This is a genomic window from Thioalkalicoccus limnaeus (genome assembly GCF_041197575.1).
GTDB classification, from domain to species: Bacteria; Pseudomonadota; Gammaproteobacteria; order Chromatiales; family Chromatiaceae; genus Thioalkalicoccus; species Thioalkalicoccus limnaeus.
The window spans coordinates 242,533-258,341 of the sequence record NZ_JBDKXB010000003.1; the positions used below are offsets into that span (position 1 = coordinate 242,533).

Annotated in this window: 17 protein-coding genes; 14 read left to right on the forward strand and 3 right to left on the reverse strand. The window is 66.3% G+C overall.

Features of this window, described 5'->3' with window-relative positions; all coding sequences use genetic code 11:
- Positions 1–24 precede the first annotated feature (24 nt).
- The 3 genes from panB (at position 25) to panD (ending at position 2,228) form a co-directional block, all read left to right on the forward strand.
- Positions 25–828: a 3-methyl-2-oxobutanoate hydroxymethyltransferase gene (gene panB / locus ABC977_RS04060; protein ID WP_369665955.1), complete on the forward strand. Its 804-nt coding sequence runs from the start codon at positions 25–27 to the stop codon at positions 826–828.
- The gene (panC, locus tag ABC977_RS04065) at positions 822–1,694 is read left to right on the forward strand and encodes a pantoate--beta-alanine ligase (protein WP_439849152.1); all 873 of its coding nucleotides are present in this window, start codon (positions 822–824) and stop codon (positions 1,692–1,694) included. The genes panB and panC overlap by 7 nt, the downstream gene beginning before the upstream one ends.
- A 153-nt stretch (positions 1,695–1,847) precedes the next feature.
- Positions 1,848–2,228 carry an aspartate 1-decarboxylase gene (panD, locus tag ABC977_RS04070; RefSeq protein WP_369665956.1) on the forward strand — a complete coding sequence of 127 codons (381 nt, stop codon included), beginning with the start codon at positions 1,848–1,850 and terminating at the stop codon, positions 2,226–2,228.
- A 177-nt stretch (positions 2,229–2,405) separates the two neighbouring features.
- Here the strand turns inward: panD and glgA are convergent, their stop codons facing one another.
- Positions 2,406–3,947 carry a glycogen synthase GlgA gene (glgA, locus tag ABC977_RS04075; RefSeq protein WP_369665957.1) on the reverse strand — a complete coding sequence of 514 codons (1,542 nt, stop codon included), beginning with the start codon at positions 3,945–3,947 and terminating at the stop codon, positions 2,406–2,408.
- A 207-nt stretch (positions 3,948–4,154) separates the two neighbouring features.
- Between glgA and ABC977_RS04080 the strand changes: the two genes are divergently transcribed.
- From ABC977_RS04080 to ABC977_RS04095, 4 genes are all read left to right on the forward strand, one after another.
- Complete coding sequence (locus ABC977_RS04080; RefSeq protein WP_369665958.1) at positions 4,155–4,289, forward strand: hypothetical protein; 135 nt, start codon at positions 4,155–4,157, stop codon at positions 4,287–4,289.
- 6 nt (positions 4,290–4,295) lie between these two features.
- The gene (locus ABC977_RS04085; protein ID WP_369665997.1) at positions 4,296–5,276 is read left to right on the forward strand and encodes an HsdM family class I SAM-dependent methyltransferase; all 981 of its coding nucleotides are present in this window, start codon (positions 4,296–4,298) and stop codon (positions 5,274–5,276) included.
- 49 nt (positions 5,277–5,325) lie between these two features.
- Positions 5,326–5,646, forward strand: a complete 321-nt coding sequence (locus ABC977_RS04090; protein ID WP_369665959.1) for a nucleotidyltransferase family protein — start codon at positions 5,326–5,328, stop codon at positions 5,644–5,646.
- Positions 5,647–5,839: 193 nt separating this feature from the next.
- Positions 5,840–6,085 (forward strand): restriction endonuclease subunit S domain-containing protein, encoded by a 246-nt coding sequence (locus ABC977_RS04095; protein WP_369665960.1) that lies wholly within the window; start codon positions 5,840–5,842, stop codon positions 6,083–6,085.
- Between the two features lie 62 nt (positions 6,086–6,147).
- Here the strand turns inward: ABC977_RS04095 and ABC977_RS04100 are convergent, their stop codons facing one another.
- On the reverse strand, positions 6,148–6,408 hold the full coding sequence (locus ABC977_RS04100; protein WP_369665961.1) for a helix-turn-helix domain-containing protein: 261 nt from the start codon (positions 6,406–6,408) through the stop codon (positions 6,148–6,150).
- A 1-nt stretch (position 6,409) separates the two neighbouring features.
- Complete coding sequence (locus tag ABC977_RS04105) at positions 6,410–6,691, reverse strand: type II toxin-antitoxin system RelE/ParE family toxin (protein ID WP_369665962.1); 282 nt, start codon at positions 6,689–6,691, stop codon at positions 6,410–6,412.
- Positions 6,692–6,877: 186 nt separating this feature from the next.
- Here ABC977_RS04105 and ABC977_RS04110 point away from each other — a divergent pair, with 186 nt between their 5' ends.
- The 7 genes from ABC977_RS04110 (at position 6,878) to ABC977_RS04140 (ending at position 15,808) form a co-directional block, all read left to right on the forward strand.
- Complete coding sequence (locus ABC977_RS04110) at positions 6,878–7,087, forward strand: hypothetical protein (protein WP_369665963.1); 210 nt, start codon at positions 6,878–6,880, stop codon at positions 7,085–7,087.
- Between the two features lie 187 nt (positions 7,088–7,274).
- A complete protein-coding gene (locus ABC977_RS04115) occupies positions 7,275–7,535 on the forward strand; it encodes a ribbon-helix-helix domain-containing protein (RefSeq protein ID WP_369665964.1) in 261 nt (86 codons plus the stop codon).
- Positions 7,532–7,945 carry a type II toxin-antitoxin system VapC family toxin gene (locus ABC977_RS04120; protein ID WP_369665965.1) on the forward strand — a complete coding sequence of 138 codons (414 nt, stop codon included), beginning with the start codon at positions 7,532–7,534 and terminating at the stop codon, positions 7,943–7,945. The genes ABC977_RS04115 and ABC977_RS04120 overlap by 4 nt, the downstream gene beginning before the upstream one ends.
- 238 nt (positions 7,946–8,183) lie before the next feature.
- Positions 8,184–9,758: an AAA-like domain-containing protein gene (locus tag ABC977_RS04125; RefSeq protein ID WP_369665966.1), complete on the forward strand. Its 1,575-nt coding sequence runs from the start codon at positions 8,184–8,186 to the stop codon at positions 9,756–9,758.
- A gap of 197 nt (positions 9,759–9,955) precedes the next feature.
- A complete protein-coding gene (gene zwf, locus ABC977_RS04130) occupies positions 9,956–11,437 on the forward strand; it encodes a glucose-6-phosphate dehydrogenase (protein ID WP_369665967.1) in 1,482 nt (493 codons plus the stop codon).
- A 118-nt stretch (positions 11,438–11,555) separates the two neighbouring features.
- The gene (pgi, locus tag ABC977_RS04135; RefSeq protein WP_369665968.1) at positions 11,556–13,202 is read left to right on the forward strand and encodes a glucose-6-phosphate isomerase; all 1,647 of its coding nucleotides are present in this window, start codon (positions 11,556–11,558) and stop codon (positions 13,200–13,202) included.
- Between the two features lie 683 nt (positions 13,203–13,885).
- Positions 13,886–15,808, forward strand: a complete 1,923-nt coding sequence (locus ABC977_RS04140) for a PrkA family serine protein kinase (RefSeq protein WP_369665969.1) — start codon at positions 13,886–13,888, stop codon at positions 15,806–15,808.
- Position 15,809: the final 1 nt, after the last annotated feature.

A 15,809-nucleotide genomic window follows, 5' to 3' on the forward strand; every position in this document is an offset into this window, starting at 1 on the left:
ACCGCCGTCCGACGAGGAATGACCATGGCTTTGGCCCCGATCAGCATCACGACCCTGGCCGCGATGAAGGCGCGCCGCGAACCCATCGTCTGCCTGACCTGTTATGACGCGGCCTTCGCGCGGCTGCTCGAACGGGCCGGCGTCGAGGTGCTGCTGGTCGGGGATTCGCTCGGCATGGTCCTGCAAGGGCACGATACGACACTGCCGGTGACGGTCGAGCAGCTGGCCTACCATTCCGCCTGCGTCGCGCGCGGCCGCCGTCGGGCGCTGCTGATCGCGGACATGCCCTTTCTGTCCTACGCGACGCCGGAACGCGCACTCGCGGCCGCGGGCCAGTTGATGCAGCAGGGCGGCGCCCAGATGGTCAAGCTCGAGGGCGGTGCGGCGGTGCTCGAGACGGTGCGGCGGCTGGTCTCCCAGGGCGTCCCCGTGTGCGGCCACCTGGGGCTGCTGCCGCAATCGATCCATCGGCTCGGCGGCTACCGCTACCAGGGTCGTGACCACACTTCCGCCGATGCGATCCGTCATGATGCGCTGGCGCTTCAGGAGGCCGGCGCGGGCCTGCTGGTACTGGAATGCGTGCCAGCGGCCCTGGCCCAGGAGATCAGCCTGATGCTCGAGATCCCGGTCATCGGCATCGGCGCTGGGGTCGAGACGGACGGCCAGGTGTTGGTCCTGTATGACATGCTCGGCCTGAATCCGGGCACGCCGCCACGTTTCAGCCGCGACTTCCTGGTTGGGCAGGATGGGGTCCCGGCGGCGCTCGCGGCCTATGTGCAGGCGGTCAAGACGCGGGCCTTCCCGGCCGCGGAGCAGACCCAATGGTGAACGAGACGATGTTGGTCATCGATGAGATCGGCGCGCTGCGTCGGCAGGTCGCGCGCTGGCGCGCCGCTGGAGAACGCCTCGCCTTCGTGCCGACGATGGGCAACCTGCACGAGGGCCATCTGGCGCTCGTGCGTGCCGCACGCGCCAATGCGCAGCGGGTGCTGGTCAGCATCTTCGTCAATCCGATGCAGTTCGGGCCGCGCGAAGACCTTGCGACCTATCCGCGGACCCTCGAGCAGGACCGTCAGGCCTTGGCGCAGCTCGGGGCCGATCTCCTCTTCGTGCCCAGTGCCGCGGCCGTCTATCCGCGCGGGCTCGCCGAGCAGACGCGGGTCGAGGTCCCGGGCCTGTCCGATACCTTGTGCGGCGCGAGCCGGCCGGGCCACTTCGTCGGCGTCGCGACCGTCGTCTGCAAGCTGTTCAACATGGTCCAGCCGGACGTCGCGCTGTTCGGCGAGAAGGATTTTCAGCAGCTCCTGGTCATCGGGCGCATGACCGAGGACTTGAGCCTGCCGATCGAGATCATCGGGGTCGCGACCGTGCGCGAGCCGGACGGATTGGCGATGAGTTCGCGCAACGGCTATCTGACCGCTGACGAGCGGGCCTTGGCGCCGGCCCTGTACCAGGCCCTGCGGCGCGGCGCCGACGCGCTGCTCGATGGCGACCCCCCGCATGAGGTCGAGCGAGGCGGCCTGGCCGCCTTGCGCGCAGCCGGCTTCAAGCCGGACTATTTCGCGGTGCGCCGCGCCGAGGACCTGGCCGAGGCGAGTGGAGAGGATCGCGATCTGGTGATCCTGGCCGCGGCCTTCGTCGGGGGGACTCGGCTGATCGATAACTACCGCGTCCGGCGGGGTGGTCTCGATTGACGGGTCGAGGGGGTCTGGCACGGCTCCTGATGAAATGCTGCGTTGCAGCATTTTTTTGCGGCGCGCGGCGCCCATTTCTGTGATAATCCGCGCTTTTGAGTCCCGCTGGGTGCGCCCGGGCGGGGGCCGGCGATCGATTCGGAGGTGGTGTTCATGCAACTGACGTTGCTCAAATGCAAGCTGCATCGTGCTTGCGTCACGCATGCGGAACTCGATTACGAGGGGTCTTGCGCGATCGACGAGGACCTGCTTCGACAGGCGGGCATCCGCGAGTACGAGCAGATCCAGATCTACAATGTCGCCAATGGCGAGCGCTTCACGACCTACGCGATTCGCGCCGCCGCCGGTTCGCGCGTGATCTCGGTCAACGGCGCCGCCGCGCACAAGGCCTCGCCCGGCGATCGCGTGATCATCTGCGCTTATGCCGCGATGACCGAGGCCGAGGCCAATGTCTTCAAGCCCTCCTTGGTTTACCTCGACGAACACAACCGCGTGCTGCGCACCGGGGATGCGATCCCGGCGCAGGCGGCCTGAGTGCTACCGTCGATGGCGAGCTGCCAGCCCTGAGTGTGAGCGCGGTGGTGAGCTGGCGAACCGCGTGCGGTCGCGAGAAGGCATGCCCGGGGTTGGTGCGGTTCGTTCCTCAACAGACCCGACGCGGCTAACCCGATCAACGAGCGCTGATGTCGGGATGCGCTGCGCTTTCCCGACCTACGAGCGCGCCGTTGGTTCTTGTACCGAGACCAAGGGTCGTGTGCGATCGGCGCGCGCCGCTGCATAGAGCTCTACATAGCGGCGGGCGCTGTGCTCCCAGCTTAGATCTTGCCTCATGCCCGCGAGCGCGAGGGCCTGCCATTGCTCCGGTTGGTCGCGATGGATCCGCAGCGCGAAGCGGATCGCGTGCCACAGGCTGTCGGCGTTCGACTGGTCGAACACGAAACCGGTCGCCAAGCCCTCGGCCAAGCGTTCCGGCGTCGCGTTGACGATGGTGTCGGCCAGCCCCCCGGTGCGGTGCACGATGGGCACGGTCCCGTAGCGCAGGCTGTACATCTGATTCAAGCCGCACGGCTCGAAACGCGACGGCATCAGGAAGGCGTCGCTGCCGGCCTCGATCCGGTGGGCGCGGTGTTCGTCATAGCCGATGTAGACGCCGATCTGCCCCGGATAGGCGCGGGCGGCCTCGATGATCGCCTGTTCGAGCTGGGCATCGCCGCTGCCCTGCATGATCAGTTGGACGTCCGGCTGGGCCATGAGTCGCGGCAGGACCGCCAGGATCAGATCGACGCCCTTCTGCTCGACGAGCCGTCCGATATAGCCCAGCACGATCGCCTGTTCCTTCGGCGGCAGTCCGAACTCGGCTTGCAGCGCGACCTTGTTCGCGGCCTTGCCGTCGAGGCTGTCCGGGCCAAAGTTGCGGGCGATGCGCAGATCCGTGACCGGATCCCACACTCGGTAATCGATCCCATTCAGGATCCCCGTGAACCGCGACCCGAGCTGGCGCAGGAGCCCATCGAATCCACAGCCGAAACGCGGCGTCTTGACCTCTTCGGCATAGGTCGGGCTCACGGTGTTGACGCGATCGGCGAAGATCAGGCCGCCCTTGATGAAGGACATCCGCTGATGGAACTCGAGCCCGGAGAGCGACCAGAGCCGCGTCGGGAGCTTGAGGCGGTCGAACGCGGAGCGGTCGAACAGCCCCTGGTACGCGAGGTTGTGTATCGTGAAGACCAGTGCCGGCCGATTCGGCTCATCGGCGAGCAGCACCGGCGCGAGGCCCGTCTGCCAGTCGTTGCAGTGGACGACGTCCGGCCGCCAGTCGAGTTCCGGTACGCCCAGCGCGATGCGCGCGATCGCTCGGCAGAACAGCAGGAAACGCTCCGGGTTGTCGCCCCAGTCACGGCCGCTGACATCGATGTAGGGGTTGCCTTCGCGGCTGAAATAATCCGGCGCCTCGACCAGATAGACGGGGATCGGATGATCCGGATGCCGGCCGCCGAGCAGGCGCACCGGCGGACGGACACCGGGGATCTCGAGCTCGCACAGGACCCGCGTCTCCAAGAGCCCTTTCACGGCCGCCGGATAGGCTGGGATGATCAGCCGCGCATCCTGACCGAGTTCGCGCAGCGCAGCCGGCAGGCTCGCCGCGACATCGCCGAGCCCGCCGGTCTTGACCAGCGGGTGGGCCTCGCTGCTGGCCATCAGGATGCGCCCGCCCGGCAGGTCGGGGATCGGATCTGTGAGAGACTGCTCCATGACGAGCCGCGGATGTCCGAAGATGGAAGGCCCGGTCGATGACGGCGCGCAACGCTCGCGGGCGGAGAAGCGCGACAGGTTAACATAATTGGTGTGGAAATAGGCCGTCCATGAACAACACCTGAGCCTTATCAATCGTCCCGAAAGTCAATCGACCGCCGCGGTGCGACGAGCCACTTCGCCGACCCGGACTTCGACGGCGAGCCGGTGCAGATCTGCGCGCCGCAGGAGGGTCAGCCCATCGACCCGCCCGACGTCCCGCCGACCGACGAAGACGGCCTGCCGCTGCCCGAGGCGCCCAGTGACGACGAGACCATCGTCGGCCGACCGGGCGTCGACTAGGCGGACCTGCCGCCGCCGACCGGCGGGCCGCGCAGGAAGGTCTACGTCATGGTCCAGATGATCGACCCGCAACCGGGCGAGATCCTGTTCGACCCCGCCTGCGGCACCGGCGGCTTCCTGACCTGCGCCGTCTGCCACATGCGCGAGCACGCCGTGAAACGCCCCGAGGACGAGGCCAGTATGCAGTCGAGCCTTCGCGCGGTGGAGAAGAAACAGCTCCCGCACATGCTCGCCGTCACCAACATGCTGCTGCACGGGATCGAGGATCCCTCGTTCCTGCGCCACGACGACACGCTTGCGCGCCCCTGCATCTCCTGGGGCAAGGACGAGCGGGTGGGCATGGTGCTGACCAACCCGCCCTTCGGCGGGCGCGAGGAGGACGGCATCGAGTCGAACTTCCCCCAGCATTTTCGCACCCGGGAGACCGCCGACCTCTTCCTCGCGCTGATCGTCCGCCTGCTGAAACCCGGCGGCCGGGCGGCGGTGGTCCTGCCTGACGGCTCGCTGTTCGGCGAGGGCGTCAAGACGCGCCTCAAGGAGCACCTGATGGCAGAGTGCAACCTGCACACCATCGTGCGCCTGCCGAACTCCGTCTTCCGGCCCTATGCCTCGATCGGCACGAACCTGCTCTTCTTCGAGAAGGGCGCGCCGACGCAGGACATCTGGTTCTGGGAACACCGGGTGCCCGAGGGACAGAAGGCCTATTCGATGACCCGGCCGATCCGGCTCGCGCATCTCGCCGACTGCGCCGCCTGGTGGGGCGGGCCACGGCGCGAGGGGCGGGAGGAGGGCGAGCGCGCCTGGAAAGTGACGGCCTCCGAGGTCAAGGCCCGCGGCTACAACCTCGACATCAAGAACCCCCACACGGTGGCCGAGGACCACGGCGACCCCGAGACGCTTTTGACGGAGTTGAACAGCGCCGAGGCGGAGGTGGTAGCCATTCGCGACGAGCTGAAGGCGATCCTGTCCGAGGCCCTGCTGCGATAACCCCACCCACGACTGGACCCGGCCCCACCCGATCCGTTCGAAACGAACCATGCACCCGAGCATTGCGCAAAAGGCACCCGAGATCGCGGCCCTCTGCCGCCGTTACCGCGTGCGGCGTCTGGACCTCTTCGGCTCGGCCGCGCGTGGGAGTGACTTCGACCCCGACAGCAGCGATGCAGACTTCCTGGTCGAGTTCGAGGATGACGGGGGCGCGTCGTCGCCACTGCGACGCATCCTCGGCCTCGAGCAGGATCTGGAGCAGTTGTTGCCGCGGCCGGTGGGTCTGATCGAGCGCCGCGCGCTCGAAAACAGCCGCAACGACATCCGCCGGCGCTCGATCCTGCGAGGAGCAGAGTCGATCTATGGCTGAGCGCGTAGGTCGGGTTAGGCGCGCCGGTACGGCGGTCGCTTCGAAGATGAGCTTTACACGCGCCGTAACCCGACAGCGGCCTTGGCGGGCGCCGCGTCGCCGGCCGTCGGGTTCCGCCCCGAGGGGCTAACCCGACCTACGGCTCGGCCGCCCCGTCGACCTCGTCGCGCCCACGGCCCTGCGCAACCCCTGGATGACCGGCACGGCAGGCCAGAAGCGCGTGCCGACCGACTATTTCACAAGCTCCCCCTTCCCCCTCGCGCCCCTCGCCGAACAGCAGCGGATCGTGGCGAAGGTGGGGGAACTGATGGCACTGCTGGACCGGCTGGAGGCCGCCCTCGCGCGGGCCGACGCCACCCGCGCCCGCCTCCTCGAAGCCCTGCTCCACGAGGCCCTCGCCCCCGCCGCCGAGCCCGTCGCAGACGCGGCGGCCTGCTGAGCGACGAGGCCCGCCTCGCATGTCTGGTGAGGGCACCGGGCCGTCCACGCGAAAACACCTTCTTACGCGGCCGACTCCTGCTCGAGATCCCAACCAGGGAAGACCAACACGGCAGGATGACACTTCAGCGCTCGGGCAAGTTGCTTGGCACGCTCGACACCCAATCGGACGCGGTCATGCTCGATTGCGGAGATCGTCGACTGCGGGATTCCCGATAGGGCCGCCAGTTGGTTCTGACTCAGCCCTTGAAGCTCACGAAGGACCCGCACAGATTCTCCAGGAGACACCTCGACCAGGCGTTCGGCTCGACGATAGTCGCTCATCTCACTTCCTCCGGTCATCGTGAGCGGTCACGCTCACAACCTCGATATACACCTGGTCGCGCTCGATCCGGTAGATGACCCGATATTGCTCGTTCAACCGGGACGATCGATGCCCCTGCCAATCCCCGCTCAGGGCCTCGTCGTTGAAGCCGCGGATCATTCGCAGCCCCGCCGGCCCCGAGATCGACACGATGTCTTTCCATTTCTCGTAGCGCTTGAGGATCTCGACCGGCAGCTTCTTCAACTGCCGCACCGTGCGCTTGTGCTCGAAAATCGCCCACATCAGGCGATTATCTATACCATATTTATCATGTCAACGAAGCGACGTCCCGCCTTCGACGGGTCGCCAACCTCTGATGGCGACGCTCGCGCAGCCAGGCGCCGCATGGGGAACCGGCCGGGATCGTAACGCGACGAGCTCTCTTCATCGGCCGTGAGGGCGCCGCAGAGGATGTCGGGATGCGCGACCGTGACATCGTGGCATCGCGAGCGGCAGGATGCGCTGCGCTTCGTGGCATCGTGCGCGGCGGGATGCGCTTCGCTTTCCCGCCCTACGGCCTGCGACCGGCTGGAGGCCGCGCTCGCGCAGGCCGACGCCACCCGCGCCCGACTCCTCGAAGCCGTCCTCCACGAGGCCCTCGCCCCCGCCGCTGGCCCCGCCGAGGAGGTGGTGGCCTAAGCGGGGCAGCGCGGTCGACCGCGGGCCGCCCACCGCCGTTCGCTCGCCCAATCGCCCGCAAGCGGGCTCCTACCCCGCGGCCGAGTCTCGCTGCTACACAGAGTGTGGGAACGAGTCGGCGATCCCTCGTTGCCTGGCCGGTACCCCTGTATTACTTTACGTATTCACCTGCGACCGGAGTGCCGTCATGGGAACGAGAACAGTCCGTCTCGACGAGGAAGCCGAGAAGACATTGGAACGCCTGCGCAATCTGACCGGACTCTCGATCTCCGAGGTCCTGAAGCGGGGTTTGAGCGCCTACGAGAGCGAGGCCATGAAGCAGACCAGGCGCACCCCCTACGACATTTACTCCGAGCTCGATCTCGGTGAGGGCGGTTACGCGATCGCTCCGGCGAGCGAGGCCAAACACGCCGTCCGGGAGGCGATCCGCCGGAAGCACCAGCGGTGATCCTGACCGACACGGGTCCCCTGGTGGCCTTGTTCGATCCCGCCGACGGCAGTCACACCCACTGCAAGGAGATATTGGCCAAAGTCACCGAGCCGCTGTGCACCACGGTTCCGGTACTGACCGAGGCCTTTCATCTACTGAGCCCAGCCAGCATCGGCGCGCGGCGCCTGATGGACTTCGTCGCGGCGCGCGGACTCGAGGTCCGCTACCTGGACGATCGCACGCTGACCCGCGCCTTTGCCTTGATGGGGCGCTATGCGGATCACCCGATGGACTTGGCGGACGCCTCCCTGGTCGTGCTGGCCGAAACGCTCCGTTTCCGCAAGGTCTTCACGATCGACCGCAGCGACTTCGCCACCTATCGGATCCAGCAGGGACACCGCCAGCTCGCCTTCGAGATCCTGTCCTGATCATCCCTGCCGCGTCGGAACGGCAAGCCCGAGAACGATCGGGCTCAACACCTCGATAGACACCGGGAGTGCGTGCCGGGGAATGGGCGGACCGCTGGCGGGATTCCCGGCGCCCTCGCAGGCACGCGACCCAGGTGGGTTTTGCGGCCTGGACCTGGCGATCCTCCGGCCGCTGCCGCGCGGGTGCCGGCCGGCCGTGCTAGGCTGATGTCGTGCTGACTCCGTGCCAGGAGAACCCATGCGTTTCTTCAACACCGAAGGCCCGGTGCGACCGGACGACCACTACAACCTGCCGCCGCTGTCGCGCTGGGATCTGGAGGAAGTGCTTCGCCTGATCGACCAGAAGAAGTACTTCCTGCTCCATGCCCCGCGCCAGACCGGCAAGACCACCTGCCTGCTGGCGCTGATGGGGCATCTGAATCGGGACGGACGCTATCGCGCCGTCTATGCCAACATCGAGGCCGCGCAGACCGCGCGCGAGGATGTCGCCCGCGGCATGGCGGCGATCTGTAGCGTCCTGGGGCGTTCGATCCGGCTCTATCTGAACGACGCGCGTCCCGATGACTGGCAGCACCGAGAGGGAGCGATCTTTGCGCCCGAGGACCGCCTCGCGCGCCTGTTGGAGTTCTGGTCCGGCGCCGATCCGCGCCCGGCCGTGCTGCTCCTCGACGAGGTCGATGCCCTGATCGGCGACACCCTGATTTCGCTGCTGCGCCAATTGCGCGCCGGCTATCCGCAGCGCCCCCAGGCCTTTCCGCAGACCGTCGTGCTGTGCGGGGTGCGCGACCTGCGCGACTACCGGATTCACGCCAGCTCCGAACGCGCGGTCATCACCGGTGGCAGCGCTTTCAACATCAAGGCCAAGTCGCTGCGCCTCGGCGACTTCACGGCCGAGGAGACTCGCACCCTGTTGCTGGAGCATACCGAAGAGACCGGACAGCGCTTCACGGCGGAAGCGCTCGAGCGCGTCTGGGCACTGACGCAGGGCCAACCCTGGCTCGTCAATGCGCTGGCCTACCGCGCCTGTTTCGAGCTGCCCGCCGGCCGCGACCGCACCCAGCCGATCACCGTGGAGCTGATCGACCAGGCCCAGGAGGCGATGATCCTCGAGCGCGTGACCCATCTCGATCAGCTTGCCCACAAATTGCAGGAGCCGCGGGTGCGGCGGGTCATCGAACCCATGCTGGCCGGTACCGTGCCGGGCGAGGCCAGCGAGGATGACCGTCAGTATCTGGTCGACCTGGGGCTGCTGCGCCGCGACGGCGCGGGCGGACTCGTGGTGGCCAACCCGATCTATCGCGAGGTGCTGCCGCGTGCCCTCGCCGGTGGGCCGCAGGACTCGCTGCCCCAGATCGCCCCGACCTGGCTGGATCCGGATGGCACGCTGAACCCCGACGCCTTGCTCGACGCCTTCCTCGCCTTCTGGCGCCAGCACGGCGAACCCTTGCTCTGTAGCGCCCCCTATCATGAGATCGCCCCCCATCTGGTGCTCATGGCCTTCCTGCACCGAGTGGTCGACGGCGGTGGCACCCTGGAGCGCGAATACGCGATCGGGAGGGGCCGCATGGATCTGTGTCTGCGCTACGGCCGGGTCACCTTGGGCATGGAACTCAAGGTCTGGCGCGACGGCGCCACGGACCCGCTCGCCGAGGGGCTGGGGCAACTGGACGGCTACCTCGCTGGGCTGGGTTTGAACAGCGGTTGGCTGGTGCTCTTCGACCGGCGTTCGGGACAGCCACCGCTCGCCGAACGCACCGCGAGCACGACCCAGATCAGCCCGCAGGGGCGCGCGATTCGGGTCATTCGCGCCTGAAGCCGCAGCTTATTCATGAGGATGCCGTCCCTGCCGACCGCGATGGCTGGAGCGGCCGCACCGCCGCGGCCTGGTGGCATTGTCACCGTCGTGCCGTGGCGCGATGATGCCAAGCTCCAACTTCGCGATTCTTCGATCGTCGAACGGCCGGCTTGCCTAGTGTCCATCTGCGAAAAACGAGATTCGGGGGGCTTGTGATGATCGAACCTTGCACGTTGGTGATCTTCGGTGCGACCGGCAATCTCGCCCGTCACAAGCTCTTGCCGGCGCTCTATCATCTCGAGCGATGCGGCCATCTGCATCCGGCCACCCGGATCCTCGGCTTCGGTCGGCGCGACTGGTCGGATCGCGACTGGCGCGAGCAGGTCATCGACGGCCTGCGGGGCCGGATCGGGGAGCACCTCGATCTCGAGGTGGCCGCGCGGCTCGGTGATCGCCTGCTGTTCCAGTCGGGCGATCTGACCGAGGCCGCGGCATACGAGGGCCTGGCGCGGCGTCTGCGCGACGGGGTCGAGCGGCCGCACAACCTGGTCTGCTATCTGGCGGTCGCACCGCGCCACTACGGCGAGGTCGCCGATCGGCTCGCGGCGCAGGGCCTGCACGAGGAGACGAGCGGCTGGTCGCGGCTGGTCGTCGAAAAGCCGTTCGGCTTCGATCTCGACAGCGCCCGTCGGCTCGATGAACGGTTGCGGCGCCATTTCCGCGAGCAGCAGATCTTCCGCATCGATCACTACCTGGGCAAGAACACGGTTCAGAACGTGCTCGTCTTTCGCTTCGCGAACCTGCTGTTCGAGCCGATCTGGAATCGCCATCACATCGATCATGTGCAGATCCTCCACGCCGAGGCGCGGGGGATCGAGGGTCGGGCCGGCTATTACGACGGTGTCGGCGCCTTGCGCGACATGATCCAGAGCCACCTGTTGCAGATGCTGACGCTGGTCGCGATGGAGCCGCCGCCGAGCCTCGATGCCGAGGCGCTGCGCGACGAGAAGGTCAAGGTCTTGCGCTCGATCCGGCCGATCACGCGCCAGGCGGTGCCAGCGCAGGCCTTTCGCGCCCAGTACCGAGCGGGGTCCGGCGACGGAGGCCAGTGCCCGGGCTATCTCGATGAGCCCGATGTGCCCCGTGACAGCACGACCGAGACCTTCGCCGCGCTCAAGCTCTACATCGACAACTGGCGATGGCGCAACATCCCCTTCTATCTGCGCACCGGCAAGCGTTTGCGCGAGACCAATTCGCTGATCGCGATCCGCTTCAAACACCCGCCGCAGCAACTGTTTCGGACCACGCGCATCGAACGGCTGGTGCCCAATTGGTTGCTGGTCAACATCCAGCCGCGAGAATGCCTGAGGATCGAGATCCAGACCAAGCGGCCGGGCCTCGAGATGCGCACCCAGACCGAATCGCTCGATGCCTTCACCTGCACTACGGCGCCGGGTCAGATCGATGCCTACGAGGCCCTGATCCTCGATGTCATCGGCGGCGATCATACGCTGTTCCTGCGCTACGACGAGGTCGATTGGGCGTGGCGCATCGTCGATCCGATCGTGCAGGCCTGGGCCACCGAGCGTGATTTCATCCCGACCTATGCCGCGGGGACCTGGGGGCCGGCCGAAGCCAACCGGCTGTTCGACCGCGACGATCAAGACTGGCGTAACGGGCTCGATGAGGACGGGTGAGGCCGTCGTCGCCAGGACCGATGGACGAGCAAGAACAAGCGCGGGCTGTCAGATTCCGCGTCACAGACGTCGACGCCTTTCGCGTTTTCGTCAACCACGACAATCGGAGACACGAGCGATGCCATTGGTGAATCGCACGCCGCAATGGGCGGCGCTGGAGCGGCACTGGGACCGGATGCGCGCGGTCTCGATGCGGGACCTGTTCGCGGCCGACCCGCAACGGGCGCAGTCGATGACGCGCGAGCTCGCGGGGCTGCGGATCGACTTCTCGAAACACCGTGTCACCGCCGAGACGCTCGAGCTCCTGCTCGCGGTGGCCCATGCCGTCGAACTGCCGGCCTGGATCGAGCGAATGTTCGCCGGCGAGCGGATCAACACGACCGAGCATCGCGCCGTGCTCCATGTCGCGTTACGCAACCGGTCGCAGCGGCCGATCCGGGTCGACGGCGAAGACGTGATGCCGCAGGTCGAAGCCGTGCTGGCGCAGATGCGCGACTTCGTTGGCCGCGTCCACGAGGGTCAGTGGCGCGGGTTCACCGGTGAGCCGATCCGCGATGTCGTCAACATCGGAATCGGCGGGTCGAATCTCGGGCCCAAGATGGTCTGCGAGGCGCTGACCCCGTACCACCGGCCCGGCTTGCGCGTGCACTTCGTGTCCAATGTCGATGCGACCCACATCACCGAGACGCTTAAAACGCTCGACCCGGCGCGCACGCTGTTCGTCGTCGCATCCAAGACCTTCACGACCCAGGAGACGATGACCAACGCGCGCACGGCTCGGCGTTGGCTGCTCGAGGCGCTCGGCGATCCGGCGGCCGTGGCCGACCACTTCGTCGCGGTCTCGACCAACGCACCGGCAGTCGCCGAGTTCGGCATCGATCCGGCCAATATGTTCGTCTTCTGGGATTGGGTCGGTGGCCGGTATTCGCTGTGGTCGGCGATCGGGCTGCCGATCGCGCTCGCGGTCGGGTTCGAGCGCTTCGCCGAACTCCTGAATGGCGCCCACGCCGTCGACAAGCATGTCCGTACCGCGCCGCTCGCCGAGAATCTGCCGGTGATCCTGGGTCTGCTCGGGGTCTGGTACACCAACTTTGCCGACGCCCATAGCCATGCCGTGCTGCCCTATGATCAGTATCTGAAGTCCTTCCCGGCTTACCTTCAGCAGGGCGACATGGAGAGCAACGGCAAGCACGTGACCCGCGATGGCGTCGTCGTCGACTATCAGACCGGACCGGTCATCTGGGGCGAGCCGGGCACCGACGGCCAACATGCATTTTACCAGTTGATCCACCAAGGGACCCGCTTGATCCCAGCCGATTTCATCGTGCCGATCCACAGTCACAACGAGACCGACGACCATCATCCGAAGCTGCTCGCGAACTGCCTAGCGCAAACCGAGGCCCTGATGCGCGGGCGGACACTCGCCGAGGCGCGCGCGGAACTGCTCGCGGCGGGCATGGACCCGGCTCGCGCCGAGGCCCTGGCACCGCATCGTCAGTTCGACGGCAATCGCCCGACCACGACGATCCTGATGGAGCGGCTGACGCCCGAGACCCTTGGTGCGCTGATCGCGCTGTACGAACACCGGATCTTTTGCCAAGGCCTCGTGTGGGGCGTCAACTCGTTCGACCAATGGGGCGTCGAGCTCGGCAAACAGCTCGCCGGCGTGATCCTCGACGAGCTGAAGGCCGGTGCGGTCGCGGCGGAGCACGACGGGTCGACGCGGGCCCTGATCGAGCATGTCGTGCACCACCGTCGGGCGTGATCCGCTAGGGCCGGCTCCCGAACGCCGGTGGGCCTGATCGGGCATCTCTGGCGCCGGCGTGGGCTTCGGGCCTGCGCTACCCACGGCCTCGGTGTCGGCCGCCTGGGCCGCTGCGGGCGCCTGTGGCACCTGTCGCGGTGGGTGATCTTTATGTCTGTTTGGCGGTCTCAGTCTCGGATGCCAGACGATCGAAGCGACGGTTGCCGGTGGTCGCGGCCGGGCTATCCTTTACGTCGGTGATCGGGTGATCGGGTGATCGGGTGGCCGCCGTGTGCCACCAAGCCGCTGATCTGCGGGCGGGTCGGGGGGCGAAACAGGGCGCGGGGGGCGTCCAGAGTCTCCGCGATCCTAACCCGATCCGGCGACGGCCCGTTGCAAATCCCGGGGAGACGCCCAACAAATCGGGGTAACAGGGCCTGTCGTCCGGTGGATCGCGCCGCCGATCCCGATGCACCAACATGATGCGTCTTCTGGCTTTGCGACGCCGATTCAAGGCCCCATGGTCGTAACGGGGATCGAGACGGGTCTCGGACCCTCGCTTCCAGGTGGCCCATACTTTGCTGCAATGGTGATCGGTCGGTGCCGGAGCCTGGCCAGCGGTGCATTGCGACCGGACCGCCCGATTCTTCGGCTGGCCGCCGCGCGGCCCTCGATCCATATTCGACTTCGTGTGAGGTGTACAAATGTCGATCTTCGAACGCTACCAGGCCCGCTACGAAGCCTCGCGCCATGAGGTCATGAGCCTGGATGAATATCTCGAGCTGTGCAAAGCGGACCCGATGGCCTACGCCGGGGCCGCCGAGCGCCTGCTCCAGGCGATCGGTGATCCGGAACACATCGATACCCGGACCGATCCCCGGCTCAGCCGCATCTTTCAGAACAAGATGTTGCGCCGTTATCCGGCCTTCTCCGAGTTCTACGGCATGGAGGAGCCGATCGAGCACCTGGTCTCCTATCTGAAGCACGCCGCGCAGGGTCTCGAGGAGAAGAAGCAGATCCTGTATCTGCTCGGTCCGGTCGGTGGCGGCAAGTCGTCGCTCGCCGAGAAGCTCAAGGAACTGATGGAGGAGGTGCCCTTCTACGCGATCGAGGGGTCGCCGGTGTTCGAGTCGCCGTTGGGCCTTTTCTCGCCGGAGGAGGACGGTCCGATCCTCGAGGACGATTACGGGATCCCCAGCCGCTACCTGCGCACCATCATGTCGCCTTGGGCCGTGAAACGGCTCCAGGAATACAACGGTGACATCACGCGGTTCCGTGTCGTCAAGCTGTATCCGTCGATCCTCGAGCAGATCGCGATCGCGAAGACCGAGCCGGGCGACGAGAACAACCAGGACATCTCGTCGTTGGTCGGAAAGGTCGATATCCGCCAGCTCGAGCGGTTCGCGCAACACGATGCCGACGCCTACAGCTACTCCGGTGCCCTGTGCCGAGCGAACCAGGGGCTCATGGAGTTCGTCGAGATGTTCAAAGCGCCGATCAAGGTGCTGCATCCATTGCTGACGGCGACGCAGGAAGGCAACTACAACGCCACCGAGGGGCTGTCGGCGATCCCGTTCCAGGGGATCATCCTGGCCCACTCGAACGAGTCCGAGTGGCAGTCGTTCCGCAACAACAAGAACAACGAGGCCTTCCTCGACCGCGTCTACATCGTCAAGGTGCCCTACTGCCTGCGTGTCAACGAAGAGGTCCAGATCTACGACAAGCTTCTGCGCAACAGCTCGCTCGCGACGGCGCCGTGCGCACCCGGCACGCTCGAGATGATGGCCCGGTTTTCGGTGCTGACGCGCCTCAAGGAGCCGGAGAATTCGAGCATCTTCTCGAAGATGCGCGTCTACAACGGCGAGAACCTGAAGGACACCGACCCGAAGGCCAAGTCGATCCAGGAATACCGCGATTACGCGGGCGTCGACGAGGGCATGACCGGGATCTCGACGCGCTTCGCGTTCAAGATCTTGTCCCAGGTCTTCAACTTCGATCACACCGAGGTCGCGGCCAATCCCGTGCATCTGCTCTATGTGCTGGAGAAGCAGATCGCGCGCGAACAATTGCCGCCGGAGGTCCAGGAGCGTTACCTGGGTTTCCTGAAGCAGTTCCTCGCGCCGCGCTATGCCGAGTTCATCGGCAAGGAGTTGCAGACCGCCTACCTCGAGTCCTATGCCGAATACGGTCAGAACATCTTCGATCGCTACGTGACCTATGCCGATTTCTGGATCCAAGATCAGGAATACCGCGATCCGGACACCGGCGAGATGATGGATCGTGGAGCGTTGAACGAGGAACTCGAGAAGATCGAGAAGCCGGCCGGGATCTCGAACCCGAAGGATTTCCGCAACGAGATCGTCAACTTCGTGCTGCGCGCCCGCGCGAGCAATGGCGGTGCGAATCCGAAGTGGACCAGCTACGAGAAGCTGCGGGTCGTCATCGAGAAGAAGATGTTCTCGAATACCGAGGATCTGCTGCCGGTGATCTCGTTCAACGCCAAGGTCTCGATGGACGAACAGAAGAAGCATGAGCAGTTCGTCGATCGGATGGTCGGCAAGGGCTATACGCCGAAACAGGTGCGGCTCCTGTCGGAGTGGTACCTCCGGGTCCGCAAGGCGCAGTAAC